We start from the raw sequence: 24,085 nt of genomic DNA, 5'->3' as shown, positions 1-24,085 counted from the left end.
ACATTGAACAGATGACGGATGCTTTACCTAAGGTCTCACCTGAAATTTTGAAACGCCAAACCTACCGCATGGTTCTCCCTAACGGTATTGTGGTTTTGGTGGTGGAAAACCCAACGGCAGATATCATTGCGGCACGTTGCTTTTTTAAAGGGGGAACAAGGGTAGAAACCTCCAATCTCGCTGGTATATCCCATTTGGTTTCCTCTTTACTCACCAAAGGCACGATTAATCATTCTTCTCAAGAGATTGCCGAACAGATCGAATCCATCGGTGCTTCGCTAGGAACGGAAGCTTCCCCCGATTACTTTTTGCTCAGCATTAAAACGATTTCGGCTGACTTTGCCACAATTTTGACCTTAGCCGCCGAAATTTTGCGATCGCCGACTTTTCCCCTCACCGAGCTAGAGCTAGAGCGCCGTCTCACGATTCAAGCGATTCGATCGCAGCAAGAACGCCCCTTTAGTATTGCCTACGATCACCTGCAAAAACTTATGTATGGCGATCATCCCTATGGGTTCTCGGCATTAGGTACAGAACTAACAGTCGATGAAATTGAACAATCCGATCTATTCGCTTATCATCAGACCCATTTTCGCCCCGATCGGATGGTGATTAGCATTGCGGGAAGAATTACACCCGAACAAGCCTTAGCCCTAGTAGAAGAAACCTTTGGTGATTGGCAACCTCAGACCCAAGTTACGCCACCCATCATTGAGATGTCTCCATTTCAGCCCAAACGCATGTTGTCAGAACAGGACACGCAACAGGCGATCGTCATGCTAGGTTATCGTGCGCCAGCCGTGAACTCAAAAGACTATGGGGCGCTCAAATTAATTACAACCTACTTGGGCAACGGTCTTTCTAGCCGTCTGTTTGTGGAACTGCGCGAAAAACGCGGACTCGCCTACGAAGTCTCAGCCTTTTATCCAACGCGCCTAGAGTTGTCTCAATTCGTCACCTATATGGGTACCGCACCGCATAATGCCGATATTGCCCTCAAGGGACTAAAAGCAGAATGCGATCGCCTCATCCATGAAATACTCGATCTAGATGACTTAGAGATTTCTAAAAGTAAGCTTTTAGGACAATATGCCTTGGGAAAACAGACTAATAGCCAGATCGCCCAAGTGTTTGGTTGGTATGAAGTCCTAGAACTGGGTGTGGCATTCGATCTCGACTTCGTTACCCTGATCGAATCGGTCACGGTCAGTGAAATTCAACAAGCAGCGCAAACTTATTTTGTCACACCTGCTGTCTCTGTCGTTGGCTCTGCTGAAGCTTTAGGGACTTTAGTTTAGTCTAATACCATTGCGATCTACATTCTCTCTAGGACTTTGATACCCAATAAATTGAGTCCTAGTTTCAAGGTTTTTGCCGTGATGTGACAGAGACAAAGGCGCGAAGTTCGCTCTGGTTCTGGTGAATCAAGCACGGGGCATTGTTCAAAAAATTGATTAAACTTCTGACTTAGTTCAAATAGATATTGGCAGAGACGATTGGGAAATAAATCTTCTCCCACAGCTTCAATCACCTCTGCGAGTTGTAGCAAATGTTTCGCCAAGACAAGTTCGGGCTCTGTGGTGAGATGAATAGACTGAGAGCTTTCTAAGCTGTCGAAATCAATCTCTCCTTTGCGTCCAATTCCCCTAACGCGTACATAGGCATAGAGCATATAGGGAGCCGTATTGCCCTGAAGTGCTAACATCTTGTCAAAGCTGAAGCGATAATCGCTCGTGCGATTTTGGGACAGATCGGCATACTTCACTGCCCCTAATCCCACGGCTTGGGCAACTTCTTGCTTAAATTCTTTGGCTGCCTCTGGGTTACGGGCTTCGATATCGATTTGGGCGCGGTCGATCGCTTCGTCAAGTAGGCTCTTTAGGGTTATCGTATCGCCCGATCGCGTCTTGAGCTTTTTGCCATCTTCGCCCAAAACCAGACCAAAAGCGACATGGGTAACTGGCATGGAATCTGGCAACCATCCTGCACGCTTGGCAACTTGAAAGACTTGGGCAAAATGTCCAGACTGCCCCATATCCGTGACGTAAATGATGCGATCGGCTTTGTCTTGGGTAATCCGATAACGCAAGGCTGCTAAGTCAGTGGTGGCATAGTTATAGGCTCCATCGGATTTCTGCACGATTAAAGGGAGGGGTTCGCCTTCCTTATTCGTAAAGCCTTCTAAAAACACGCATAATGCGCCTTGGTCTTTTTGCAATAGACCGAGTTGTTGCAAGTCCTCAACCACATTTCCTAAAAAGGAATTATAGAAGGATTCCCCACGCTCGATCAGTTGAATATCTAGGGCATCATAGAGCTTCTGAAATTCACGGCGAGACTGTTCGCAGAGTAGCTGCCAAGCTTTGGTTGCCTCAGGTTGCCCTGACTGCAAATCCACCACCGCTAAACGAGATGCGTCTTTAAATTCAGGATCTAGATCGAAGCGTTTTTTAGCTTCGCGATAGAGCGTCACCAAATCGCCTAATGCCAGCGCATCTGATTTGGTCAGGGCATCGGGATAGGCTTCCTTGAGATAGGTAATCAACATGCCAAACTGCGTACCCCAATCCCCCACATGGTTTAGCCGTAGGACATCATGACCTTGAAATTCCAGAATGCGGGCAATGCTATCGCCAATAATCGTCGATCGCAGATGTCCGACATGCATCTCTTTGGCAATGTTAGGACTAGAGAAATCGACGATGACGCGCTGAGGTTTGTCTGTGGGGGCAATGCCTAAGCGATCGCTCTTTTGCATCACCACCATTTGCGCTTCGATAAAGTCACGCTTGAGGAAAAGATTGATAAAACCAGGCCCCGCGATAGTGGGTGGTTCGCAAAGATCGCTGACATAGAGATGTTCGATAATCTGAGCGGCAATATCGTGGGGCTTCTTTTTTAGCTTTTTCGTGAGTCCCAAGGCGGCATTACATTGATAGTCACCAAACTTCGTATCTTTGGCAGGCGTAACCGAAGGATCGAAGTTTGCAGCAAATTCCCGATCTAAGGCTGCGTCTGTTCCCTCAAACGCTTTCAAACAAGCCTCTGTAAATCTTGCTTTTAACTCAGATAAAATTGAAGTAGACATTCGTTCCGTAATAAGGCTTCTAAGGAATGGAAATAAAATGGGATCGAATTCGGATCAATCCCATATGCGTTAGCTCATCTTACGCAAGAATTCGGAGTGATTAAATTCACGATCCTAAGCAGACAAAACAGGCTCAAGTCCCAAGATGGTCAGTAAGCGATCGAACTGAAAATATTCTTTCATCATGGAACAGATGCTATCGACCTTCACGCCTTCGTGTAAGCGTACCTGACCGAGACAAGCTTCAATAATTTCCACTGTAGTCAAGGTGTCTTTATTCACAGCCAGTACGGGGACGCCCAACTCGTTCGCCCGATGGGAAACATCGCCACTCAGCATCGGTGGTCCCGTGAGAATGAGGCAGTTGGTTGAGGTTTCTAAAGCAGCCAGTTGTAGGTCGATCCGATTGCTGCCTGTGATCACAGCCTTGTTATAGGACTTGCGGAAAAAGATCTGCGCCGAATTGACATCCATTGCCCCAATTTTTAACTCCTCAACCATCACACTATCAAAGTTGATGTTTTCAGGGCGGCATAATACCGTTGCTCCGAGTTGATCGATCAACTCAGACACGCTCACGCTTCTAAGAATGCGATTTTCAGGCATCATCGCCAAGACAGGAATGCCTAGAGATTCGAGATAGGGCTGCATGACTTCGATAGCATTTTCGCGCTGATCTTCGGGAATACCATTGATTACAACCCCCAATAGGCGATCGCCTAGCCTTTGTTTCGCAGCCAAGACATGATCGATCACGAGTAAGGAACCAAACCGCATGACTAATAAAATGGGTGCATCTAACAGATCGGACATCTCATGCAAAGATAGACCGAATAAAGCCCCCTCCGCTGTATTGGCAGGAGCTTCGACCAAAATCAACTCGCCATCTAAGTTTTGGTTGTATTGACTCAGTTCGGCGCGATAGTCTTTAGTGTCTTTTCCCAACAAGCGACCTAAGATCGTGGGCTTGTCTAGATTTAGCAGCGTCGGTCGCGAACAAGTTGGCGGTAGATTGAGGGTTTGGGTAATAAATGCCACATCTGCTTCTAGGGTTTGGACGGATTCAGGCAAATCCTTAGTGACAAACGTCCCTAGTGGCTTGCCATAGCCAATCTGAATTCCCCTTTCTTGCAAATGCTTTGCCAGCCCCAGTACTGTCGATGACTTACCACTACCAGCCCTTGTTGAGCCAATCAGTAGATGTTTTGCCTTGGGCTTTATATCCTTGGGCACTTATGTCCTTGCTCCCAACACTACAATAAATTTGAGTTATCTCTATCTGGTTATTTTAACTGAATTGTTACCTAGAGAACACATCACGGTGAACGTTCTTTGGTTTGAGTTCTTGCTAAGGGATGCACGATCAGCCACGAAAAATTGCGTCACCTACCCGACAGACATCGCCGATCTCGATGGGGTCATGCACGCGTAAAATATCTGCACCGCCTGCGATCGCTGCCGTACAGGCAGCCGCTGTTCCCCATAGCCGATCGCTGGGGTTGGGGCGATCGCAAAGCTTACCGATAAAACTCTTGCGCGATACACCCACCAGCATGGGGCAACCAAGTTCGCGAAATTCTCCCAAGTCTCGTAAAAGCGTGAGGTTGTGCTCTAGGGTCTTGCCAAAGCCGATCCCAGGATCGATCGCAATCAGATGTTTGGGTAATCCACAGGCGATCGCCACGGAAATTGCATCTGCCAAAAACTGTTTGACTTCTCGAACCACATGTTTATATTGCGGATCGGATTGCATACTGCGAGGCGATCCCTGCATATGCATGAGAATCAAGGGAACCTGACATTTTCCTGCCAGCATCAACATATCAGGATCGAATCTCCCCGCCGAGACATCATTGATTACATTTGCACCTGCTTGCAGGGCGGACTCCGCCACCTTTGCTTTTGTCGTATCGATCGAAATCGGTAAGTGCGGATGGGCTTTGCGGATTGCCTCAATTACAGGAATCACCCTTGCCAATTCTTGTTCGGCATCGATCGCGATCGCCCCTGGTCTTGTAGACTCACCGCCAATATCTAGGATATCGACCTGCGCTGCCATGCGATCGGCCTGCGCTACAGCCGCCTCTGGCGAATCAAATAACCCACCATCGCTAAAACTGTCAGGCGTAACATTGAGCACACCCATCAAATAGGTACGCTTACCCCAAATAAATGCGCGATCGCCAATCTGCCAACCCAAAGATTCCACAGTCATTATGTTTTCATAAATGCTCAGATCATTGTACATACAACAACTTTTAGATTCTGTGCGGTACATGTATTACATAATGTTTAAAATCCCTGACAGCACTTAATTTTATTGACAGGCTGATGACTTATGCCTGTTAGTAAAATCTCCAAAAGTATCTATGAGTGGAATTTGGGAACATTTATCTAAGAATATTAAAGAGCGCTCTTATCCCGTTGCAACGATGCAGTTCCGTAAGACGGAGGCGTTTGAATATCTTCAATTTTGTTCTGATGAGGACGATCGGATCGAGATTCAGGTGATTGAGAACTATACCTCAGGTAAGACCGATCGCCTTTTAATGACTGAACGATTTCAACATAGAGATAGCTCTACAAAAAGCCAAGTAGAACTAAGCAAACTGGTGAGATAATTGTTGTATAGACTTTATTCATCGATTCTTTAATCCTTTTTGCGCCTCTTTTAAAGACGAAGGAATGACAGTCTTAGCTCTAATAAAGATGGATTATCAATTATGCAGACTCCCATCTCATTCACAACCGATCCTGCCTATGACATTCTACGTTCCGAGCACCAACCCCTTGGCTCAATCTTCACGCCCAAAACCGTCGCTGCGATCGGGGCAAGCGAACAGCTGGGTAGCGTGGGACGCACCCTATTGTGGAACCTGATCGGCAATCCCTTTGGCGGCACAGTATATCCTGTTAATCCCAAGCGCAACAGTGTCATGGGGATTAAAGCTTATCCTAATATTGCTGCCGTGCCCGAATCTGTCGATCTCGCGATTATTGCCACGCCTGCCTCTACAGTGCCGGGGATCATGAGTGAGTGTGTTGAGGCGGGAGTCAAGAGTGCCGTGATTCTCTCGGCGGGCTTCAAGGAAATCGGCCCATTAGGTATCGAACTAGAGCACCAGATCCTAGAGCAAGCACGTAGGGGCAGAATGAGAATTATCGGTCCCAACTGTCTGGGGATCATGAACCCTCATACAGGGCTCAATGCGACCTTCGCCCCAAATATTGCACGACCGGGGAATGTTGGCTTTATTAGTCAGAGTGGTGCGCTTTGTACATCTATTTTGGACTGGAGTTTTCGAGAAAATGTTGGGTTCAGTGCCTTTGTTTCCATTGGTTCTATGCTGGATGTGGGGTGGGGCGATCTGATCTACTATCTCGGCGATGACCCTCGCACTCAAAGTATTGTGATTTACATGGAATCGATTGGGGATGCGCGATCGTTTCTCTCGGCGGCGCGTGAGGTGGCTCTGACCAAGCCAATTATCGTGATTAAAGCGGGGCGCACCGAAGCCGCAGCGAAGGCAGCAGTCTCCCATACGGGATCGCTAACGGGTAGTGACGAAGTTCTCGATGCTGCCTTTCGGCGCTCAGGCGTACTCAGGGTTACGCGCATTTCGGAACTGTTCAATATGGCAGAGGTATTGGCTAAACAGCCACGTCCTAAAGGTCCCCGCCTGACTATCATTACCAACGCTGGGGGGCCAGGGGTGCTAGCAACTGATATGCTGACCGCTACGGGGGGTGAACTGGCGGAACTCTCAGAGTCAGCGATCGCCGATCTAAATCGTGTATTACCACCCTACTGGAGCCATAGCAATCCAATTGATATTCTAGGAGATGCGCAACCAGAACGCTTTACAAACGCCTTGGAGATAGCTGCGAAAGATCCTGGTAGCGATGGATTGCTGGTGATTCTTACGCCTCAATCGATGACCGATCCTACCCAAACTGCCGAGCACTTAAAAACCTTTATCAAAGAAAGGGGATCGGCGATGCATGGCAAGCCGATTTTGGCTAGCTGGATGGGAGGAGCCGAAGTCATGGCGGGTGAAGCCATTCTCAATAGTGCTAGTATTCCCACCTATGTCTATCCTGATTCTGCTGCTCGGGTATTCAATTATATGTGGCAGTACAGCTATAATTTGCGCGGTATCTACGAAACCCCTGCCCTACTGGAAGATCGCGATGGATTGCCCAGCCGATCTGTCGCCGAGGAACTAATTGAAACGGTACGACGGGAAGGTCGCACTGTAATGACTGAAGTAGAATCCAAACAGATTCTCGCAGCCTATGGGATTCCGACCGTTAAATCCTGTGTTGCAACGAATGAAGACGAAGCGGTTGATTGTGCCAATTTGCTTGGTTTTCCAGTTGTGCTCAAGTTACTCTCTAAAACGATTACCCATAAAACCGACGTGGGCGGCGTACAGTTAAATCTCATGGATGCCGAGGCAGTTCGCTGGGCCTATCGTGCCATTGAAACCTCAGTAAGCGAGAAAGCTGGGAGCGAAAATTTCTTGGGGGTAACGGTACAGCCCATGGTTCGCCTTGACGGTAGTTACGAGTTGATCGTCGGTAGTAGCATCGACCCGCAATTTGGCTCAGTGCTGCTATTTGGATCGGGTGGACAACTGGTAGAGGTGTTTAAAGATCGGGCGATCGCGCTACCGCCCCTTAATACAACCTTGGCGCGACGCATGATGGAACAAACACAAATCTATAAGGCACTTAAAGGTGTGCGCGGACGTCCTCCAGTCGATCTTGCCGCGCTAGAGGAATTGCTAGTTCGCTTTAGCCAACTTGTGGTGGAACAACGTTGGATCAAAGAAATTGATATCAATCCACTGCTGGCATCCCCAGGGGAAAAGGGTTCCCTCCTTGCCTTAGATGCTCGTGTCGTTTTATACGAACCTCATGTCAGCAAAGATGACCTGCCAAAACTGGCAATTCGTCCCTATCCCACGCAATATGTGTCGTCTTGGACGCTGAAAGATGGCACGATACTGACAATTCGACCGATTCGACCTGAAGATGAAACTCTGGCAGTACAGTTCCACAAGACGCTATCGGAGCAAAGTGTCTATTTTCGCTACTTCCATTTAATCAAGCTGAGCCAGCGCATTGCGCACGAACGGCTGATGCGCCTCTGTTTTATTGACTACGATTGCGAGATGGCTCTGGTTGCAGACTATAAGAATCCCAATACAGAAACCCATGAGATCTTGGCAGTAGGTCGATTAAGCCGACAACATGGTGTAAATGAGGCGGAGTACTCAATTATGGTCAGTGATTCCTTCCAACGTCAGGGCTTGGGTACGGAGATACTACAACGGCTGATCCAAATTGGTCGGGACGAAAAACTCGATCGCATCACCGCAGAAATTTTGCCTGAGAATGTGGCTATGCAGCGCGTCTCCGAAAAAGTGGGTTTTCGCCTAAAGCGTGCCATGGATCTCGTGAAAGCGGAAATCGATCTCAGGGCGATCGCTACCAACTGAATAAAGGGCAGTTCTAAAAATCGGCAAAAAACTGCAATGGAAAGTTTCGCTCCACCCAATAGTTGGCACAGTTCCGTCAATTAAATTTAAATAACTAGACTGGTATAGCTCACACCTGCCCTTATCGCCGCAAGCACACCGATCGCTTCTAGATAATTTTGCACCCTAATTCCCTCCATGCCTAACATTTCTGGGGTGACATTGAGGGTAGTCGTGTTTGATTCGACAAAAATCGATTGGGTATGCTTTTGCTGATTTAAAGCGATCGCGGCGGCTCCGCCACAGGCACTACAAGGCGAAATCACCACATCGATATCCCCGGCCCATAGGTCGCCCGATCGGCGATCGGCAAGATCGGTCACCAACTGCGGCGCACGACTCAAGCCCACCAGTACGCAGGGTAAAAACGTATACCCCAACTCCTCAGCAGCAGCGCGAGGCGAAACCGTCGGATCGAGCGGTAAAGGCTGCAACGCTGGTGCATGGGCGCAAGGAATGCCAAATTCTCGCGTCACCAAATGGCTGATCACCGCCTCTGCACCAGCCAAGGCATCAACGCCCTGCCCCTGACGATAGGCAAGTAACATTTCTAGATCGGAGTCATCGGGAAACTTTGCCACTACTGCGATCGCATCAACTTTAGCCGTATGAATTAATTTGGCAGCTGCCCTTAATAAACTATCAGGCTGTGCGATCGTGCCCCATGTTGCTCCTGACTCACCAATTTGCAACGCCACGCCCAGTGGCAAATCGGTTGTTATGGTCTCCACGATATTTAAGCCCAAGGTTGCCTGTGCCGCCGCGATCGCCTGTCGATGGCGCAATTCTAAATCATATGGGATTGCACAATCTAAAATTACGCCGATACGATTGCCGTGGGTCGGACGTAGCCCCCAAGTTCCTCGAGCGACGCGATCGATTGCATAGCCTTCCACATAGAGCACGTTGGGCATCGACCAATACAAACTCGCGCCATTCAGTACGTTAGGATGGGTAATTAGGGTATCGGCAACCGCCGCGATCGCCTTTGCTACGGGTAGAGCATCCCCCGCATAGCCACCCATTGCAGCTTTTATCCCTGTAGGAATTAGCATGAGCACAGTCAGAGGTCGAAGGAACATGGGTAAAATCGTTATGATGAGTCAGACAAATAGCTGATAGTATCTTGTTCGGTAGATTGTTATATCTAGTAAAGAGTGATATCAAAGCGCAACCATGTTGACAGAATTGCAGAAGCGAAAGCTGAAACTGTTTTTTCAGATGCTAGATATCAATCAAGACGGTTTTGTAGGGGAAACAGACTTTGAACTTGTTAGTCAAAACTTTGCGCAGCTTTACAAATGGTCTCTAGACTCTCCTGAATTTGATGATATTCAGGATCAGTTTACGTCTCAATGGTACGGATATTTACATCTTGCCGATCGCAATGGCGACGACCTCCTCTCTGAAGAAGAATTTATCGAAAACTTCAATCGACAATTTGAGGCAAAGCAGGGCTATGATGCACCACTATTTAAGCAGTTCATCAGTACGATGTGCGATATTCTCAATGTCTCTGGAACTGGGGAAATCACGAAAGAAGAATATTTTCGTTTTTGCAAAGCACATGGGTTTCCAGATCGCACCATAGAAATGGGCTTTCGAAAAGTCGCTTCTCCTAGCAAAGGCAATATTTCTAGGGCAGAATATTTACAAGCTGTACGCGAGTTTTTTTGCAGCAACGATCCTAAAGCTTCTGGTAACTGGATATTTGGCAATTATTCCGAACCCATAAGCGATGTCACAGAATCGCAAGAAGCTACATCAGATGAACCAGCGATCGGAAATGATTATTCTCTACCAAGCCCAGAGGCCGATCGCGATGACGCCTCACAACAGGTGCGATCGCCAAAGTTTACGAGTTATTTTTCTTACGTTCAGACTAAGTTGGAACCGATCTTACTCAATTATATTGGTCCCGTTGCTTCCATCTATCTCAATCAAGCGACCCTACAGATCTTCAATATCCCAGATCTGATCGAGCGGCTGAGTCAATATATACCCCCGACGAGGCAGCAAGAGTTTCAATCTGTCGTCAAGGCTGAGATCGCAAGAATTGATGCTGATTTAGAGCAGAGTCTCAACCCTGTAGCTGCAATGGAAGCCCCAGCAACAAACGTTACAAATCACCCACTCGGTCAAGATTTTATCGATCGCTGCGAACAAGAATTGATCGATATGATTGGACCGATGGCACGTCTGATTTTGCAGAGAACTCTGGCTTTAGAGCCTTCTTCTCAAACGCAGTTGGTGGAAATGTTGGCGCAACAGCTCCCCAGTCCTGACTATGCTACGAAATTTCGCGATCGCTTCTTATAAGGCGAGCGTTTCTATCCCACCATAATATATTCGGATGCTTCCACTAACTATGAAAATTCTCATTCTGCACGGGCCCAATCTCAATATGCTAGGGAAACGAGAGCCAGAAGTATATGGCAGTCTCGGATTGGCAGAAATCGATCGGATTCTCACCCAAGATGCTCAAGAGCTTGGCGCGACCTTAACCATTGTGCAGTCCAATCACGAAGGCATTTTAATCGACACGATTCATGCAGCATGGCAGCAACAGCAGGGCATTGTAATTAATCCTGGTGGACTCACCCACACGAGTGTCTCGCTCAGAGACGCGATCGCTTCGGTCAATATCCCTACCGTGGAAGTCCATCTTAGCAACATTCACAAACGCGAAGAATTTCGCCATCACTCCTTTATTGCACCTCTAGCTGTCGGACAGATTAGTGGTTTTGGCATGGAGAGTTATCGTTTAGGTCTCAGAGCGATCGTATCTCATTTAAAAGCAAAAGAACTTGCTTAAGGATATTGCCGCGTTTTACTGTGCCTGAATTTGCTCGATCAAATCGTAAAAAGGTTGCCAATTATCCTCAAAAGTAATAGGCTCCCATACAGCTTCGATTTCAGGTCTAAGTAGAATCTTTAGAGGATTATATTGGATCAGTCGTTGGGCGATCGCTTCCATCTCTTCCAAAGGCAAGCGAATCAGAAATTGATAGTACAGCGATCGCCAGTTGTCCAAGATTTTGATTTGTGTTTCGGTCAGTTCCATTCCTTCCTTGGGCTTCAGACTATTCTGATTCCAGATATTGCCCACATCTTCTCGCCAGTTGGCATGAAATTCCTGTCGCAGCTTGATAAAGAAATCGTTATAGCCCATCTGCGTCTCAGCCAAAAACTGAAGGGTTAAGGTGATAATCTCTTCAGCTTCTGGGACAGAAAGTGTCTCTAGTCCCAATCTGTGCAGCATAATCTCGCAATAAGCATGGCGATAATAATCCTTAAACTGTTCCAAGCCTGCGGTCAAATCCGATCCTGATATCGCCAATTTTAAAGGCGTTTGCAGCATTTCTAAATTCCAATAACAGATGGCAGGCTGATTGCTGTAGCAATAGCGCCGGGAATAGTCAAAATAGGCAGCCGTAAAAGACGGATCGTAGGTGGGAATGAAGGCATAGGGTCCATAATCAAAGCTTTCCCCTGTAATTGACATATTGTCGGTATTCAACACGGCATGACAAAATCCCGCTGCCATCCACTGCGCGGCTAGGGTGGCAACACGCTGCACCAACTCGGCATAAAAGCGCGCATCTTGCGATTCTTTGCCCCATAGATGGGGATAATAGACCGCGATCGCATGATCTAAAAGCTTTCTTACCAAGTCAGCGCGTCCGTGCCAATGCAGACGCTCAAATGTCCCAAACCTTATATGCGATCGGCTAAACCGCACCATTACCGAGGAACGTGTAGGCGATGGTTCGTCACCCCGCCATAGATCTTCCCCAGTTTCAATCATGCTCAAACAGCTAGAAGTTCTCACGCCCATACGATATAAAGCTTCAGCAGCCAAGACTTCCCTTACCCCGCCCTTGAGTGTCAACCGTCCGTCCGCAGTGCGAGAATAGGGGGTTCTACCTGAGCCTTTCGTACCAAAGTCATAGAGTTCCCCATCGGTTCCGCGTACCTGACCGTACAAGAAGCCGCGTCCATCGCCCAATTGCGGGTTATATTCGCCAAATTGATAGCCATGATAGCGTAGTGCTAAAAAAGGGCGCACTGATTGAAAATGACCAAAGGCTTCAATAAAATCGTCATCGCTAACTTGAGCGGGATCGAGTCCGATCTGCGCAAGTACGCGATCGTTGCGCCAACGCAGAAGATGCAAAGGGAACTGGGCGGCAGCGACAACATCCGCATAATCTTCTCCCAAAGATTCCATTGCTGGTTCGTAGTTTAGTCGCAGAAACGGATTGGTAGAATTAGATTTTGATTGCATTTCTGAGCTTGGATTCATTTGGATTCATTTGGATTCATCAGGGCGAGAAAAACTTCGATCGATCTGGTATAGCAATTCATTGTTAACTATATTGCTTTAAAAGCAAATTCGTAGTTGGGGGGGCGGCTTCGCCCCACTTATCAAACATTCGGTCGCTTCAGCTACGCGCACTCAGCTTAGCCGAAGTGACCGATCTAAAATTCGCAATATCCCTGCTCGATATCAATTTTATCTAACACTTTGAGTCCGCGCGGATCGCCTAGTTTGCGGAGAGCCCCCCTAGCATCAGCACCTACCCCCAAATCATCATCAGAAAGAGCATCAATCAGGGCATCTACTGCTTCTTGGTAGGTTTCGCCATCGTCTTCTTGCTCTAGACGCATTTTGATTAAAAGTTTGCCCAACGACCAAGCACAGTTGCCGCGAATGGCTGACATTTTATCGCCTTGCAATGCCTCAGTTAGGGGCTCTACGGCTTTGATGTCACCTAGTTGCCCCAAGGCACTTGCCGCCCAGAGTCGCACAGCGGATATATCGTATTTTAAAGCTGAGATTAGAGGCGCCAATGCCCTCGGATCGCGACAGGTTCCCAATGCCCAAACGACTCCTTTACGGACATAGCCATTCCAGTCTTGGTTAAGGCGATCGAGTAAGTACGGAATTGCTGCCTCACTTTTATTTCGTCCGATCGCATAGGCAGCACTAACCCTTACCAATAGGCAGTCGTCTTGCAGCAATTCAATTAACTTGGGAATTGCCCGTTCATCTTCTATCTCGCAAAAAGCTCTGGCTGCCTGGATTCTCTCAAAAACCGCGTCAGAATTCAGAAACGACAACATGACCTCTGGATCTGGGCGAGGTAATTCTTCCTCGGCGGGCTGATCGAGAGGGCTGATAGATGTCTCTATGTCCAGTAAAGCTAGGTCTTCTTCTATCATGCTTTTTAGATTACCGCTTTACGGGGTATCTTCACAAGGTAAAAGTTATCGGTTACTGGTTATCGGTATTTTGTAAACTGACAACTGCCAACTGAAAACTAAAAACCTTTTATTGCACAATGTTTAGCGATCGCTCGCTTTCATAATAGTTTTGCCACTGCCACCGATCGGCCTCTCCTACTGAAGGACTAATGATTAGAACATCAAAAGTGGTTAAGCCTATTTCTTGAACAATTAGCTCAGCATAGCGATCGGCGTTTAGATCCTGCGCGCCAACCAGAGCATAGCTACTCACACTATCATTCATGTAAGATAGCGCTCGGGTATGGTTAATAATGGGTTCGATCGTCCAATCACCCTGTGTGGAGTTGGCTGGTTGGTTCGATCCCGCAGTACGGTGCAAAAATACCAACATACTGTACTCTTGCCGTTCAGAAGCAGGACGTGACAAAAAAGCTTGCCAAGCTTGCGGATCGATTCCATTCGGACGAATGGGGTTGTCTAAGCGTAAACCTGCAATAATTTCGGGTTGGCTATCTTTATTTAGATCGACGCAGATTAAAGAGGCAAGGGTAAGTTGACTGAGCAGGGATGGTTTAGCGCCAAGCTTTTGAAATAGGACGCGCGACTTATCTAAAATTAAAGGCTGAATCTTGACGGGGCAAGTAAATTGATCGGTGCGATTGTCTTTATCGCCCTCTGTTTTAGACTTGGCGATCGCTTCACTCGGAAGAACGATCAGATTGGGCTGCTGCCATACAGTTTGATTGATAGAGGAAGTATTACCTTTGGTGGTGTCTTCAGCAAGTTTGAAAATTGCCAGCGCTCCTAGGGCATCTGAACTTTTGATTGCGCTCGTTTGAAATTGCCCAAGGGTTTTGCCAAACTGCAAGACATCAAATTTGGTGTTGGGCGCGATCGATTGCACAACTTTGTCTAAATTGCCTTGCCTTGCGACCAGTCCAGAAGGAACGACCGCTGCTACTGTTTTGCCATCGGGAGCTGCTTGGGTAAATACAAATACAGGGACTTTAGCCACCTCAGTCGGGGCTTTGATCTCTTTTGCCCCACAACTAACCAAACTGACAATTGAAAAGGCAACTAAAAAGACAAACAAGCAGACATTGAGAATTTGGTTAACAAGATCAGTAAGCGATCGCCGTTTAGCTTTCTTTCCAAGATGGTTAACGCGCATGGGACAGGGTAGGCAGCAAAATGTTCCACCTTCTTATAGCATCTCTAGCAGTCTGGATCTATTCTGGATCTGGATTCAATCAGATCTTCTTTTGGATTTTATAAGGTACTTGAGCCCAGGCAGCGCGATCGCTTTGTCTTTATAGAGGCGAAACATCAACCAGATCGAAGCCGCAAAATAGGTTGAACTAATCGTGCCTTTGAGGATTTCTAGCGAGGCTTGTGTCGTGGCACTATCCCCAGAGCCAGAAGCACCAGAGCTAATCAGCCAAGCCAGCGCCATCACGATCGCAACCTTACTGACATCCTTGAGCTTGCGATCGCTGCGATCGCTAATCAAGGCTAAAACTGAGGGAATCACGCCAAATACAGGCACTAAACACAAATATTGATTAATTTTATGATTTACCTGAGCAGCAGTAGTTTTGTTGAAGTCGCGATCGTCTGAAAAGTCCGAAGACGTTGTAGATTCAACAGGTGATTCAAAATATTTGCGAGAATGGGACTTACGACTCATGGATTTAATATGGTTACGTAAAACCAAGAAAGCTAGATTTGTTCGTCTATACGATCCCAGTAGACCCTAGACGACGATTAAACCAGAAGTCCCAATAATTTTCAACTACGCCGATTGCAATAGAAGCAGCGTATTTATCCTTACTAGAGTCCCATTCGCATGGGGTATATACAGTTGAGTGGATTTTATACCATTTTAAAAAAGTGATGCAACGCATCTTTTTGAAAATGGTATTACTCGATCGCGGGAGGACTAACCAACTTCAGCATACATAAGGAATATACTGGATTTTGGCTTGCTTGAAATCTAGCTTATGGCAATTACATTTAAATTAGCTGAATTTATTGATATCGATCCTCTGATCGAATTGGTGCAGGAGTTTTATATGTTTGAGCATATGAACTTCGATCGCGGTGTGATCGATGCCGTATTGGGGTTGCTCAGCGATGAGACCTTTGGACGCATTTGGCTGATTTATGATGAGGAAAGTGAAACGCAGAAACATCTGGCTGGTTACGTGGCACTCATTTTTACCTATAGCCTAGAAACCCACGGACGCAATGCCATGGTAGATGAGTTATTTTTGCGATCGCCCCATCGCGGCAAGGGTATCGGAAAAGAGGTATTTCGGTTTTTAGAGGATTTTTGCCAGAGCATGAACATGCCTGTGATGCATTTGCTTGTGGATCATCGGAATGCGATCGCGCATAAGTTTTACATCAAGAAAGGATTTAAACAGCAAGATCGTTACATTCTAAGTAAATGGCTTAATAAACGAAAGATCGAAAACTAAACGCTTTAGTTACCGTACAAAACGAGCATGGAGGGGATCGAACCCCCGACACCCAGGACCGGAACCTGGTGCTCTATCCACTGAGCTACATGCCCTAACGCCGCGATCATAGCAGATTTTTAGCTAAATGAAAAACGCCGTACTGCAAGTAAGCTGCCAAGCACGCCGATCGTAGAGCCAAACGCAATCAAGATTACTGGCAATAAAAACTGCACCCTAAGATCGGTTAGCATTCCGACCGTCAAAGACTTGATCAACTCAGGCTGATTGAGAATCACATCAGAAAGCAAATTTAAAATTACCGCCAGCATCATATAGGCGATCGCTGCCCCAACAATGCCAAACACAACACCCTGCAAGACAAACGGAAAATAAATCCATGTTGCCGTTGCCCCAACCAGTTGCATTACCTCAATTTCTCGCTTTCTAGCCAAGACAATCAGACGAATGGTGGTTGTGATCACCGCGATCGCAATCACCGTGAAAATTGCCACCAAAACAATACTGCTATTACCCATGGCACGACGCAGTTGTCCTAAACGTTCGACGACTTCATTGGTATACCAAACCTCATTCACCCCACTGATGCTAGATATGCGTTTTGCCACATCAGGCACGCGATCGGCTTTCACCGAACGCACCTTAAGCTCATCAACAAGGGGGTTGCCGCCTAATTGCTGCGTGGCATCACGGGAATCTCCTTTCCCCATATCTTTGAGGAGTGCCTTCCATGCCTCATCTTTAGAGATGATATCGACATCCGCCACGCCATCTAATAGCAGCAATCGCGGTTTTATGGTTTCAGCCGAGACATTTTCGTTCAAATAAACTGAGATTTCGAGTTGATTGCCCATTTGTCCCAAGACATTTTCGAGCTGCCATGTAACTTGTAAACTCGCACCAAATAGAAACAGCAAAACTGCCACCGTACTAATCGCAGCCCAGTTCATCCAGCCGCCGCGCCTGAGTCCGAGAAATGTTTCTCGCAGGAGGTAATCAATTTTGGCAAAAAATCTGAACATGGTGTTTTTTAGTTGTCAGTTGTTTGAGTCAAATACCGAATCTAAACTACATAGCCATCCCGAAGATGGATTACAGGATGATTGGCAGCGCGTACCATTTGCTCGTCGTGGGTTGTGACTAAAACCGTCACCCCAAAAGAATTGAGCTTTTTAAGGATTTTGATCACCTGCCATGCGTTCTCAGCATCAAGGTTCCCTGTGGGTTCATCGGCTAGTAATAGGGGCGGCGTGTTGACGATCGCTCTGGCAATACTAGTCCTTTGCTGCTCTCCGCCAGAGAGTTCCTCGGGAAAACAATCGGCTTTATGGGTCAGCCCTACCATTTTGAGCGCGGGTTGAAGGCGACGCTGAATTTCTTTATGGGTAAAACCCTGTGCCATCAAAACGAGTGCCACATTCTCAGACACTGTGCGACGGGGCACAAGCTTGTAGTCTTGAAAGACAATGCCAATCCGTCGCCGCAACATGGCTAGCGCATTGCCTTTTAGGGTATTTAAGTTAATGCCATTGACAATTACATCGCCGTAAGTTGCCTGCTCTGCGCCATACAGTAATTTCAGCAAGGTGGATTTACCAGAACCCGAGTGACCTGTGACAAACTTAAAATCTCCTTGAAAGAGTTCAAAATTAACGCAGTTTAGACCGACTGCGCCGTTATTGTAGGTCTTTTTGACATTCTCAAGGCTTACAATTAGAGGTTTGCCTTGATTGCCCCCGTCATTTAATTCGCCTCTAGTGGCTGGTGGACGGGGAATCGTAGAAGTTTGTGCTTCTGTAGCTGTACCTGGCAATTTTGAAACTGAAACGGGAGTCTTTAGCATGAGTAATAATTAGGAAACTCGATCGGCGTCGGTTTGGGCATGAGGGAAAATTTTACAAAGGCAGTCTCGATCGAAGTACGAACAGATGTTAGCTGGATCTATAAATTGGGGTTTGATGGATTTGTTGACATGATTATAGCCACCTACGTCAACGATTCGTTGTAGGTTCTAAGCCATTCTCACTAAGCTGAAATATGTAACTTCGATCGATTTGGTCATATTGCCTCTTAAATAAAAACTAGCTTTACAATTTTTGGCTGTTTTATATCACAAAGCGGTACAGTTTGTAACGGGGGCAGGGGCGAGAAAAATCAAGAGTTTTTGCGTAAGACATAGCAAACTGACTCGTATTACCGCCTGATTTTGACTGACACCAAAGATACGGTAAGCATCATAAAAGCTGAGAAAACTTTTTGCTAGCGCTTCACATAGTTTTAAAGTCATCGGTGCGGAGATAGATGCAGATGCATGGGTGAGCCGATCGGCGATCGCCAACTGCGCCATCACCAACTGAATTTCTACAGGTTCTTGAAATAGGAATTTCTGTTTAGGCTCGAAGGGCTGCCATCTAAAGGGAATCTGTCGATCGCGAAGTAAGCCCTCCCGTTCTGCGAGTCTGAGTAAAGCACAACAACGGGTATAGGCATATTGCACTTCCCACGGAGCCTCATAGTTCGTGTTGATATGCGAATCGGGTTGCCAGTCATATAAAGCTGCTAAGCAATCGATTAGGAAGCGATCGCTGAGTTCAAAGTTGAGCCACCCTTTTTCTGATACTTTGGCAGTAAATTGAGAATCCGCGATCGCATCTAGCCTTCCATTCAAACGATTCGCGATGATGAGAGGATCGAGCTGGCACAAATTGCCCAGACTTAAACTGACCGAAGTCGTGTAATGGCAGGTTGCGTCAGAGGAATACTTGGGATAACCCGCTTTTACCAGTAATTGAGCAGGTTTAAGCCTTGCACAAATCGATTCGTTAAATTCAGCAGCGAATTCAGGAGCGATTTCACGATTGAACTCACCATCGAACTCCAAAGCGATCGCTTCCATCAGTCTGGCTTCGAGAATTTGGCTAGGCGCTATCAGTAAAGTCACGGAAAAATCACGAATCGGTGCGGCAGCTAATCAATCGGTTGGCGATCGCTTCCATAGTAAAAATACCACTGACAAAGGGAAGATGACCTCTGGGGGCAGAGAGATTAAACGTGAGTTCGCGATATTGCTTCCAGTGGTAGGCTTCAAATAAAAAGAAGCTGGCGCGCCACCCGACGCGATCGCCAAATAATGCCCATGCTTCGCCTTTATCCCAACGGCTTTGGTCGCACCGACGCCAGATCGGTTGTTGGACGCTAAATCCAAAATGACCGTTGCTATATTTACGCCAGAGGCGATCGATCAGCCCCAAGTCTTCACAGGGAAATCGGGTGAAATGCGCCGCATTGAGGCGATCGCCGACATCGAGCTTGCAAAGCTGCCGCATAATCGCTGTTGTTTCTAAATCTGCCTGCCGCCATTTACCCGCCGCCAACAGGTCGCGTAGGGGCATATAGACCACACCGCTGTTTGAGAAAAGTTCTAGGGCGAGTTTGACTCTTGGTTCGCTGCGATCGCGCAATAGTTCGTAAGCTGACCATTGAATTTGCTCGGACTTGTCCTTTAACGACCGAATTAACAGATCCAATCCTCTCTGACCGTAATTTAATGCTTCTTGTAACGCCGCGATCCGATATTCAATGTCTTGGTTGCGATCGGAGATGCGCCTTTGTACGCCCTCTAAGCCACCTAAGACCACGCCTGCTTTGGGCATCGCCGCTTGACCGCCTAATACGACATCACGCTTTTGGGGCTGTTTTGGATCGTTACTCGTCATGGGTATGAGATTTAGAATGGCTGAATTTATATGCGATCGCTGCAAAAAAGCAGGAGTTGAAGCAATTCACTGCGATCTCTAGGGGGAGTTTGCATGAATTGATTCTCGCATTCCTTCAATAGGTTTGAACTTGGTCGATGCACTGCAATTATAGTAATCCTAAATGATCCATAAGAGATTCTTTCTTCTGCATAGAATCGTAGGGGCAATTCATGAATTGCCCCTACACACAAATCAGATAGGATCGCAGTTAGGTACATGATACCTGAAAACAAGGAGGCAAGAAGTCTAGAAAAATTGAGTGATATAATTTCGATCGAAGGTTAGATTTTACGATCGGGATCGATGAGATGATTGCTGCAAAAACTCTTTATGAGACTGACTTTAATCTTTGGTTAGAAGAAACGGCAACTTTACTGAGAGAAGGGAAAGTAGAGCGCTTGGATCTTGAAAATTTACTGGAAGAAATCGAAGGCATGAGTCGAAGCGAGAAAGATGCGGTAGAAAGCAATTTGATTCGAGTCATGCAACATCTATTAAAGTGGCGATATCAATCGCAGAAGAGATCGCCGAGTTGGGCTTATACGATTATCGAACATTCTCGAAGATTAAATAAGGCTTTTAAAAATAGCCCCAGCCTCAAGCGTCATTTCGATGAAGTATTTGATGAATGTTACGCTGCGGCTTGTCAGGCGGCTTCAGTAGAAACTCAATTGCCTTTGACAACCTTCCCAAAATCTTGTCCTTTTGCAAAAACTGATGTGTTGGATATCAACTCTGATGACTATCTAATTGAGTAATAGAAAATGCGATTTAACCAAGCAGGGGTCAAAACCGATGTCCTATAGCGAATTTAAAACTATTGCTCAAGTACAAGAAAAATTTGGGTTGACAGTGAAAGAGTCGGAAAATCTATTTGTGGATATTCAGCCCTTGGTTGTAAGTGATTATCTGCAACAAACCCTTAAACGAAATCTTTCCATTGCGAATGCAATTAATACCGAAAAGGCACGCTCTGAGCTGTTAATTGCACCCACCTTGTTGGAAATCCGTCAGATTTTTCACGAGCAGGTGGGATTTTTCTCTGGATCGGAATTTAATGTTGATGCAGAAGTTGGTTTAAATGGATTTTGTGATTTTGTTTTGACGGCTTCTAGTGAAATCTATGAGATTTCCTGTCCAGTGATGACGTTGGTCGAAGCAAAAAATGAAAATATTAAGGGTGGCTTAGGTCAATGTATCGCCGAAATGGTGGCTGCCCAACGCTTTAATGCCAGAAGCGATAGAAACTTCCCTATTTATGGTGTTGTGACAACGGGAATGATTTGGAAGTTTTTGCGGCTTGAAGAAAAAACTATTTGGATCGATCTAGAAGATTATTTTATTAAAGAAATCGCTAAGCTACTGGGTATTTTAGCTAGTCCTTTTCAAGTCTATTTTGCTTAGAGAGCGATCGATTGCCTTTGACAACTTTCCCAAAATCATGAGATTTCATGAGAATAGCCGCTGCCAGAAACCTCGTTTGGGAGTATCTGAATCAGCGATCGGTTTAATGTCGGCGAATGGCAAAAGCAATGTATCTTCGATGTGTTGGCGCACCTCACGGCTGACGTAAGATTTGCTGTTGAGGCAATCTACTAGCAGCTTATTAGCATTGTAATATTGCCGAAGTATTTCTTTTTGTTCAGAGGTGAACTGCCAGTCATAACCAATCTTACGATATTTGATCATAGTTTGGCGCAAGTCTTTGAGCCATTGCTTTCCATCCTTTTCCCACCAAGCTTTACGAACTTTATGAGATGCCGCTCGAGGGGGTAACCAAACTTTAAGTGCTTGCAAAGTCCGGTATAATACTTTGTCACCGATTTTAAGAGAGCAGTAGAGGGAGTAGCCGAAAGTTTGGGCGAGGGAGTGGAAGAGGGAGGGAGAGCCGTAGAAGACGTGGGAGGGGTCGAAGGCGAGGGAGGGAGCGAGGGAGAGGGAGTGGGCGAGGGAGCGATCAAGGTTGAGGTCAAGGTCGCGGTCAAGGTCGCGGTCAAAGTCGAGGTCGAGGGAGAGAGAGGGAGAGGGAGAGAGGGAGAGAGAGTGGTCGAGAAAGCGGTCGAGAGAGTGGTCGAGAGAGTGGCGGCGGGTGAGGGTGAGAGAGCTGTTGATCGTGAGGGTGAGAGAGCTGTCGATCGTGAGGTCGAGGGCAAGGGTAAGGTCGAGGTAGAAGGCTCTTAATGCGGCAGGTTTGTATGGAGCTTTAACAGAAATTGCTTTTTCTCTGACCCATACCAACATCTTTTGTAGTTTGGTATCTTTTGCCAGAATGGCATCGATCGCCTTTTTCATCGCCAACAATAAATCGTCAGCTTTGGTTGACATCTCGGTCGCAATTAAAAACACTTCGCGCCAGCGTTTGTCGTGAAGATAACCGATTAGAGTTTGCACCGCTTCAGGTGAAGAATTCCGAACAGTGATGATTTCCCGTGCGACAAAATATTCATGGAAAGTCAAATGCGAAAACGAATAGATGTCACTAGCTCGTTCCATTAATAATCCATGTTGCGCTTCGATGGAATTGAGGATCTTTTTACTGTCAACAATCAAGGTTTCAGGATCGTTCGCAGCTTCGGGTAAGTTTTGGATATAGGCAGCAATTAGGTCAGCGCCACGTTCTCGCTTGAAGAAATAATTGTTTTCTCCAAAGGTCGCCCATGCCATTTGACTGAGTAAATCTTCTTTACGCTTGGTAGAGAGATTTTTGTAAATCAGATCGCGTTCCTTGTCACGACTGTTATCCCATTTTTCGAGCAGCAGATCGATGCCCTTCGCGTACAGTTCGGCGCGATTTTCGATCAGGTTTGTCTCTTCCTCAAAAATCAGACATAGCAGCGTCAGTAAAAGTGGATTTCTTGCCTGTTCCTTGATGCGTGAATTAGCTTCCAATTTGCCCAAGAAGGCTTCTATCTTCTGAGGTGCTTTGGCTTGAAACCATTTTGCCACAAAGCTTTCGACTTGATTATCATTAAAATCTGCAACCTGAACCTCTTTGAAATCTTGGAAAATCGATTCCTTTGCGGCAAGCCGACAGGTGACGATGAGGCGACCCGAAAACGCTCCAGCCCAGTCTTGAATGATTTTCGAGATCCGTGCAACCTCTACCTGACTAACTTCATCCAAACCATCAAGCAGCACAAAACCTCTACCCGCATTAAGCAGTTGTTGCAGTTCCACCTTAGTTAGAAACGCTTGATATTTCTGCCAAACAAAGTCAAACAAACTCAGTTTGGTTTTGTAATATTCCTGCAACGTCACAAAAATTGGGACGCAATCGGCAAAGATCGATCCACCTAGACATAAAAGTGCCAATCGTTTGAGAAAAGTTGTCTTCCCCGCTCCCGGTCTCCCCAACACCATTAATTTGTCATAACGCTGCACAGCTTCAATTCCAGCGATACGTTCCGTTTTGAGTTCCAAACCATAAAAGCCATACTGGTTAAAATCAACATTTGCTGTTTCCTCTTGATATTCGAGCATAGCTTTAAATTGTTTGCTCAATACCCGATCGAAAATTTGCACGTCCGTGTAAATGTCATCAAGCGCGATCGCTTGCTCCATATTCAAAATCTTCATTTTCCCGCATTGGCGCATAATATCAGCGTGACAACGCGATCGCACCTCTCGCACGAGTGCGTCAATATCAGCCATATTTGCAGTAGCAGGATTTAACTTTTCCCGATCCACTTCGGGCGACTCTGGTCAATTGGGAGGCTTAGCAAAGTAGTTAAATGAAATAGTGCTATTGCTAATACCTTGCAAAATTGGTGCTTGAGGATCGTTAATTTGCGTTCCTTCACCACCAGCTGCCACATTCTGAATATTTTTCCCCTGCATTTGTCCAATATCGCGGTTTTCATGTTAACGAGGACGGGATTATAGGAGAACCGTCTTGGCATCACAATCTGAATACCATCCTACAATATCCTTCTTCGTCACAGTGTTAAGTGCATCTGCGATCGCGTT

At 46.5% G+C, this 24,085-nt stretch carries 22 protein-coding genes and 1 tRNA gene; 8 read left to right on the top strand and 15 right to left on the bottom strand.

Annotation, left to right across the window (positions count from 1 at the left end):
• Positions 1-11: 11 nt before the first annotated feature.
• Positions 12-1,298, top strand: a complete 1,287-nt coding sequence (locus tag ACP2WE_RS12470) for a M16 family metallopeptidase (protein ID WP_425215880.1) — start codon at positions 12-14, stop codon at positions 1,296-1,298.
• Positions 1,299-1,315: 17 nt separating this feature from the next.
• On the opposite strand, the gene argS is transcribed toward ACP2WE_RS12470, so the two are convergent.
• The 3 genes from argS to folP all read right to left on the bottom strand — a co-directional run bounded on the left by argS (position 1,316) and on the right by folP (position 5,303).
• Entirely contained in the window at positions 1,316-3,088 is a 1,773-nt protein-coding gene (gene argS, locus ACP2WE_RS12465) for an arginine--tRNA ligase (RefSeq protein ID WP_425215879.1), read from the bottom strand.
• A gap of 114 nt (positions 3,089-3,202) precedes the next feature.
• The gene (locus ACP2WE_RS12460; protein ID WP_425215878.1) at positions 3,203-4,321 is read right to left on the bottom strand and encodes a phosphotransacetylase family protein; all 1,119 of its coding nucleotides are present in this window, start codon (positions 4,319-4,321) and stop codon (positions 3,203-3,205) included.
• A 130-nt stretch (positions 4,322-4,451) separates the two neighbouring features.
• A complete protein-coding gene (folP, locus tag ACP2WE_RS12455; protein ID WP_425215877.1) occupies positions 4,452-5,303 on the bottom strand; it encodes a dihydropteroate synthase in 852 nt (283 codons plus the stop codon).
• A gap of 154 nt (positions 5,304-5,457) precedes the next feature.
• Between folP and ACP2WE_RS12450 the strand changes: the two genes are divergently transcribed.
• Together ACP2WE_RS12450 and ACP2WE_RS12445 are read left to right on the top strand one after the other, a co-directional pair.
• The gene (locus ACP2WE_RS12450) at positions 5,458-5,709 is read left to right on the top strand and encodes a hypothetical protein (RefSeq protein WP_425215876.1); all 252 of its coding nucleotides are present in this window, start codon (positions 5,458-5,460) and stop codon (positions 5,707-5,709) included.
• A 102-nt stretch (positions 5,710-5,811) separates the two neighbouring features.
• Positions 5,812-8,592 (top strand): bifunctional acetate--CoA ligase family protein/GNAT family N-acetyltransferase, encoded by a 2,781-nt coding sequence (locus ACP2WE_RS12445; RefSeq protein ID WP_425215875.1) that lies wholly within the window; start codon positions 5,812-5,814, stop codon positions 8,590-8,592.
• 86 nt (positions 8,593-8,678) lie between these two features.
• Here ACP2WE_RS12445 and ACP2WE_RS12440 read toward each other — a convergent pair whose 3' ends face one another.
• Positions 8,679-9,713: a DUF3326 domain-containing protein gene (locus ACP2WE_RS12440; RefSeq protein WP_425215874.1), complete on the bottom strand. Its 1,035-nt coding sequence runs from the start codon at positions 9,711-9,713 to the stop codon at positions 8,679-8,681.
• A gap of 94 nt (positions 9,714-9,807) precedes the next feature.
• Here ACP2WE_RS12440 and ACP2WE_RS12435 point away from each other — a divergent pair, with 94 nt between their 5' ends.
• On the top strand, positions 9,808-10,950 hold the full coding sequence (locus ACP2WE_RS12435) for an EF-hand domain-containing protein (RefSeq protein ID WP_425215873.1): 1,143 nt from the start codon (positions 9,808-9,810) through the stop codon (positions 10,948-10,950).
• Between the two features lie 49 nt (positions 10,951-10,999).
• Positions 11,000-11,446, top strand: coding sequence for a type II 3-dehydroquinate dehydratase (aroQ, locus tag ACP2WE_RS12430; protein ID WP_425215872.1), 447 nt, complete (start codon positions 11,000-11,002; stop codon positions 11,444-11,446).
• A gap of 15 nt (positions 11,447-11,461) precedes the next feature.
• Here aroQ and ACP2WE_RS12425 read toward each other — a convergent pair whose 3' ends face one another.
• The 4 genes from ACP2WE_RS12425 to ACP2WE_RS12410 all read right to left on the bottom strand — a co-directional run bounded on the left by ACP2WE_RS12425 (position 11,462) and on the right by ACP2WE_RS12410 (position 15,568).
• Positions 11,462-12,919 carry a protein adenylyltransferase SelO gene (locus ACP2WE_RS12425; RefSeq protein ID WP_425215871.1) on the bottom strand — a complete coding sequence of 486 codons (1,458 nt, stop codon included), beginning with the start codon at positions 12,917-12,919 and terminating at the stop codon, positions 11,462-11,464.
• Between the two features lie 194 nt (positions 12,920-13,113).
• Positions 13,114-13,857 carry a HEAT repeat domain-containing protein gene (locus ACP2WE_RS12420; RefSeq protein ID WP_425215870.1) on the bottom strand — a complete coding sequence of 248 codons (744 nt, stop codon included), beginning with the start codon at positions 13,855-13,857 and terminating at the stop codon, positions 13,114-13,116.
• Positions 13,858-13,966: 109 nt separating this feature from the next.
• A complete protein-coding gene (locus ACP2WE_RS12415; RefSeq protein WP_425215869.1) occupies positions 13,967-15,052 on the bottom strand; it encodes a hypothetical protein in 1,086 nt (361 codons plus the stop codon).
• Between the two features lie 75 nt (positions 15,053-15,127).
• Entirely contained in the window at positions 15,128-15,568 is a 441-nt protein-coding gene (locus ACP2WE_RS12410) for a hypothetical protein (RefSeq protein WP_425215868.1), read from the bottom strand.
• Positions 15,569-15,881: 313 nt separating this feature from the next.
• On the opposite strand from ACP2WE_RS12410, the gene ACP2WE_RS12405 reads away from it, so the two are divergent.
• The gene (locus ACP2WE_RS12405) at positions 15,882-16,361 is read left to right on the top strand and encodes a GNAT family N-acetyltransferase (protein ID WP_425215867.1); all 480 of its coding nucleotides are present in this window, start codon (positions 15,882-15,884) and stop codon (positions 16,359-16,361) included.
• Positions 16,362-16,383: 22 nt separating this feature from the next.
• On the opposite strand, the gene ACP2WE_RS12400 is transcribed toward ACP2WE_RS12405, so the two are convergent.
• The 5 genes from ACP2WE_RS12400 to ACP2WE_RS12380 all read right to left on the bottom strand — a co-directional run bounded on the left by ACP2WE_RS12400 (position 16,384) and on the right by ACP2WE_RS12380 (position 20,077).
• Positions 16,384-16,456: transfer RNA gene (locus ACP2WE_RS12400), tRNA-Arg, on the bottom strand.
• A 24-nt stretch (positions 16,457-16,480) separates the two neighbouring features.
• The gene (locus tag ACP2WE_RS12395) at positions 16,481-17,383 is read right to left on the bottom strand and encodes a cell division protein FtsX (protein ID WP_425215866.1); all 903 of its coding nucleotides are present in this window, start codon (positions 17,381-17,383) and stop codon (positions 16,481-16,483) included.
• A 41-nt stretch (positions 17,384-17,424) separates the two neighbouring features.
• A complete protein-coding gene (gene ftsE, locus ACP2WE_RS12390; RefSeq protein ID WP_425215865.1) occupies positions 17,425-18,204 on the bottom strand; it encodes a cell division ATP-binding protein FtsE in 780 nt (259 codons plus the stop codon).
• A 267-nt stretch (positions 18,205-18,471) separates the two neighbouring features.
• Complete coding sequence (locus ACP2WE_RS12385) at positions 18,472-19,302, bottom strand: DALR anticodon-binding domain-containing protein (protein WP_425215864.1); 831 nt, start codon at positions 19,300-19,302, stop codon at positions 18,472-18,474.
• Between the two features lie 7 nt (positions 19,303-19,309).
• Positions 19,310-20,077 carry a GUN4 domain-containing protein gene (locus tag ACP2WE_RS12380; RefSeq protein ID WP_425215863.1) on the bottom strand — a complete coding sequence of 256 codons (768 nt, stop codon included), beginning with the start codon at positions 20,075-20,077 and terminating at the stop codon, positions 19,310-19,312.
• Between the two features lie 350 nt (positions 20,078-20,427).
• On the opposite strand from ACP2WE_RS12380, the gene ACP2WE_RS12375 reads away from it, so the two are divergent.
• Positions 20,428-20,877, top strand: a complete 450-nt coding sequence (locus tag ACP2WE_RS12375; protein ID WP_425215862.1) for a DUF29 domain-containing protein — start codon at positions 20,428-20,430, stop codon at positions 20,875-20,877.
• 37 nt (positions 20,878-20,914) lie between these two features.
• Complete coding sequence (locus ACP2WE_RS12370; RefSeq protein WP_425215861.1) at positions 20,915-21,523, top strand: hypothetical protein; 609 nt, start codon at positions 20,915-20,917, stop codon at positions 21,521-21,523.
• A 45-nt stretch (positions 21,524-21,568) separates the two neighbouring features.
• Here the strand turns inward: ACP2WE_RS12370 and ACP2WE_RS12365 are convergent, their stop codons facing one another.
• Together ACP2WE_RS12365 and ACP2WE_RS12360 are read right to left on the bottom strand one after the other, a co-directional pair.
• Entirely contained in the window at positions 21,569-23,770 is a 2,202-nt protein-coding gene (locus ACP2WE_RS12365) for an NACHT domain-containing protein (RefSeq protein ID WP_425215860.1), read from the bottom strand.
• A gap of 51 nt (positions 23,771-23,821) precedes the next feature.
• Entirely contained in the window at positions 23,822-23,956 is a 135-nt protein-coding gene (locus ACP2WE_RS12360) for a hypothetical protein (RefSeq protein ID WP_425215859.1), read from the bottom strand.
• Positions 23,957-24,085: the final 129 nt, after the last annotated feature.

This window comes from Tumidithrix helvetica PCC 7403 (assembly GCF_965232925.1).
GTDB classification, from domain to species: domain Bacteria; phylum Cyanobacteriota; class Cyanobacteriia; order Pseudanabaenales; family Pseudanabaenaceae; genus Tumidithrix; species Tumidithrix helvetica.
Note: the sequence above shows the minus strand (reverse complement) of the source record. Positions and strands in the feature narration are given on the sequence as shown.

Excerpts from the sequence above, each read along its gene's own strand:
- ACP2WE_RS12470 (WP_425215880.1), top strand. The coding sequence starts at position 12 with ATGACGGATGCTTTACCTAAGGTCTCACCTGAAATTTTGAAACGCCAA.
- argS (WP_425215879.1), bottom strand. The coding sequence starts at position 3,088 with ATGTCTACTTCAATTTTATCTGAGTTAAAAGCAAGATTTACAGAGGCT.
- folP (WP_425215877.1), bottom strand. The coding sequence starts at position 5,303 with ATGACTGTGGAATCTTTGGGTTGGCAGATTGGCGATCGCGCATTTATT.
- ACP2WE_RS12450 (WP_425215876.1), top strand. The coding sequence starts at position 5,458 with ATGAGTGGAATTTGGGAACATTTATCTAAGAATATTAAAGAGCGCTCT.
- ACP2WE_RS12445 (WP_425215875.1), top strand. The coding sequence starts at position 5,812 with ATGCAGACTCCCATCTCATTCACAACCGATCCTGCCTATGACATTCTA.
- ACP2WE_RS12440 (WP_425215874.1), bottom strand. The coding sequence starts at position 9,713 with ATGTTCCTTCGACCTCTGACTGTGCTCATGCTAATTCCTACAGGGATA.
- ACP2WE_RS12435 (WP_425215873.1), top strand. The coding sequence starts at position 9,808 with ATGTTGACAGAATTGCAGAAGCGAAAGCTGAAACTGTTTTTTCAGATG.
- aroQ (WP_425215872.1), top strand. The coding sequence starts at position 11,000 with ATGAAAATTCTCATTCTGCACGGGCCCAATCTCAATATGCTAGGGAAA.
- ACP2WE_RS12425 (WP_425215871.1), bottom strand. The coding sequence starts at position 12,919 with ATGCAATCAAAATCTAATTCTACCAATCCGTTTCTGCGACTAAACTAC.
- ACP2WE_RS12420 (WP_425215870.1), bottom strand. The coding sequence starts at position 13,857 with ATGATAGAAGAAGACCTAGCTTTACTGGACATAGAGACATCTATCAGC.
- ACP2WE_RS12415 (WP_425215869.1), bottom strand. The coding sequence starts at position 15,052 with ATGCGCGTTAACCATCTTGGAAAGAAAGCTAAACGGCGATCGCTTACT.
- ACP2WE_RS12410 (WP_425215868.1), bottom strand. The coding sequence starts at position 15,568 with ATGAGTCGTAAGTCCCATTCTCGCAAATATTTTGAATCACCTGTTGAA.
- ACP2WE_RS12405 (WP_425215867.1), top strand. The coding sequence starts at position 15,882 with ATGGCAATTACATTTAAATTAGCTGAATTTATTGATATCGATCCTCTG.
- ACP2WE_RS12395 (WP_425215866.1), bottom strand. The coding sequence starts at position 17,383 with ATGTTCAGATTTTTTGCCAAAATTGATTACCTCCTGCGAGAAACATTT.
- ftsE (WP_425215865.1), bottom strand. The coding sequence starts at position 18,204 with ATGCTAAAGACTCCCGTTTCAGTTTCAAAATTGCCAGGTACAGCTACA.
- ACP2WE_RS12380 (WP_425215863.1), bottom strand. The coding sequence starts at position 20,077 with ATGACGAGTAACGATCCAAAACAGCCCCAAAAGCGTGATGTCGTATTA.
- ACP2WE_RS12375 (WP_425215862.1), top strand. The coding sequence starts at position 20,428 with ATGATTGCTGCAAAAACTCTTTATGAGACTGACTTTAATCTTTGGTTA.
- ACP2WE_RS12370 (WP_425215861.1), top strand. The coding sequence starts at position 20,915 with ATGTCCTATAGCGAATTTAAAACTATTGCTCAAGTACAAGAAAAATTT.
- ACP2WE_RS12365 (WP_425215860.1), bottom strand. The coding sequence starts at position 23,770 with ATGGCTGATATTGACGCACTCGTGCGAGAGGTGCGATCGCGTTGTCAC.
- ACP2WE_RS12360 (WP_425215859.1), bottom strand. The coding sequence starts at position 23,956 with ATGCAGGGGAAAAATATTCAGAATGTGGCAGCTGGTGGTGAAGGAACG.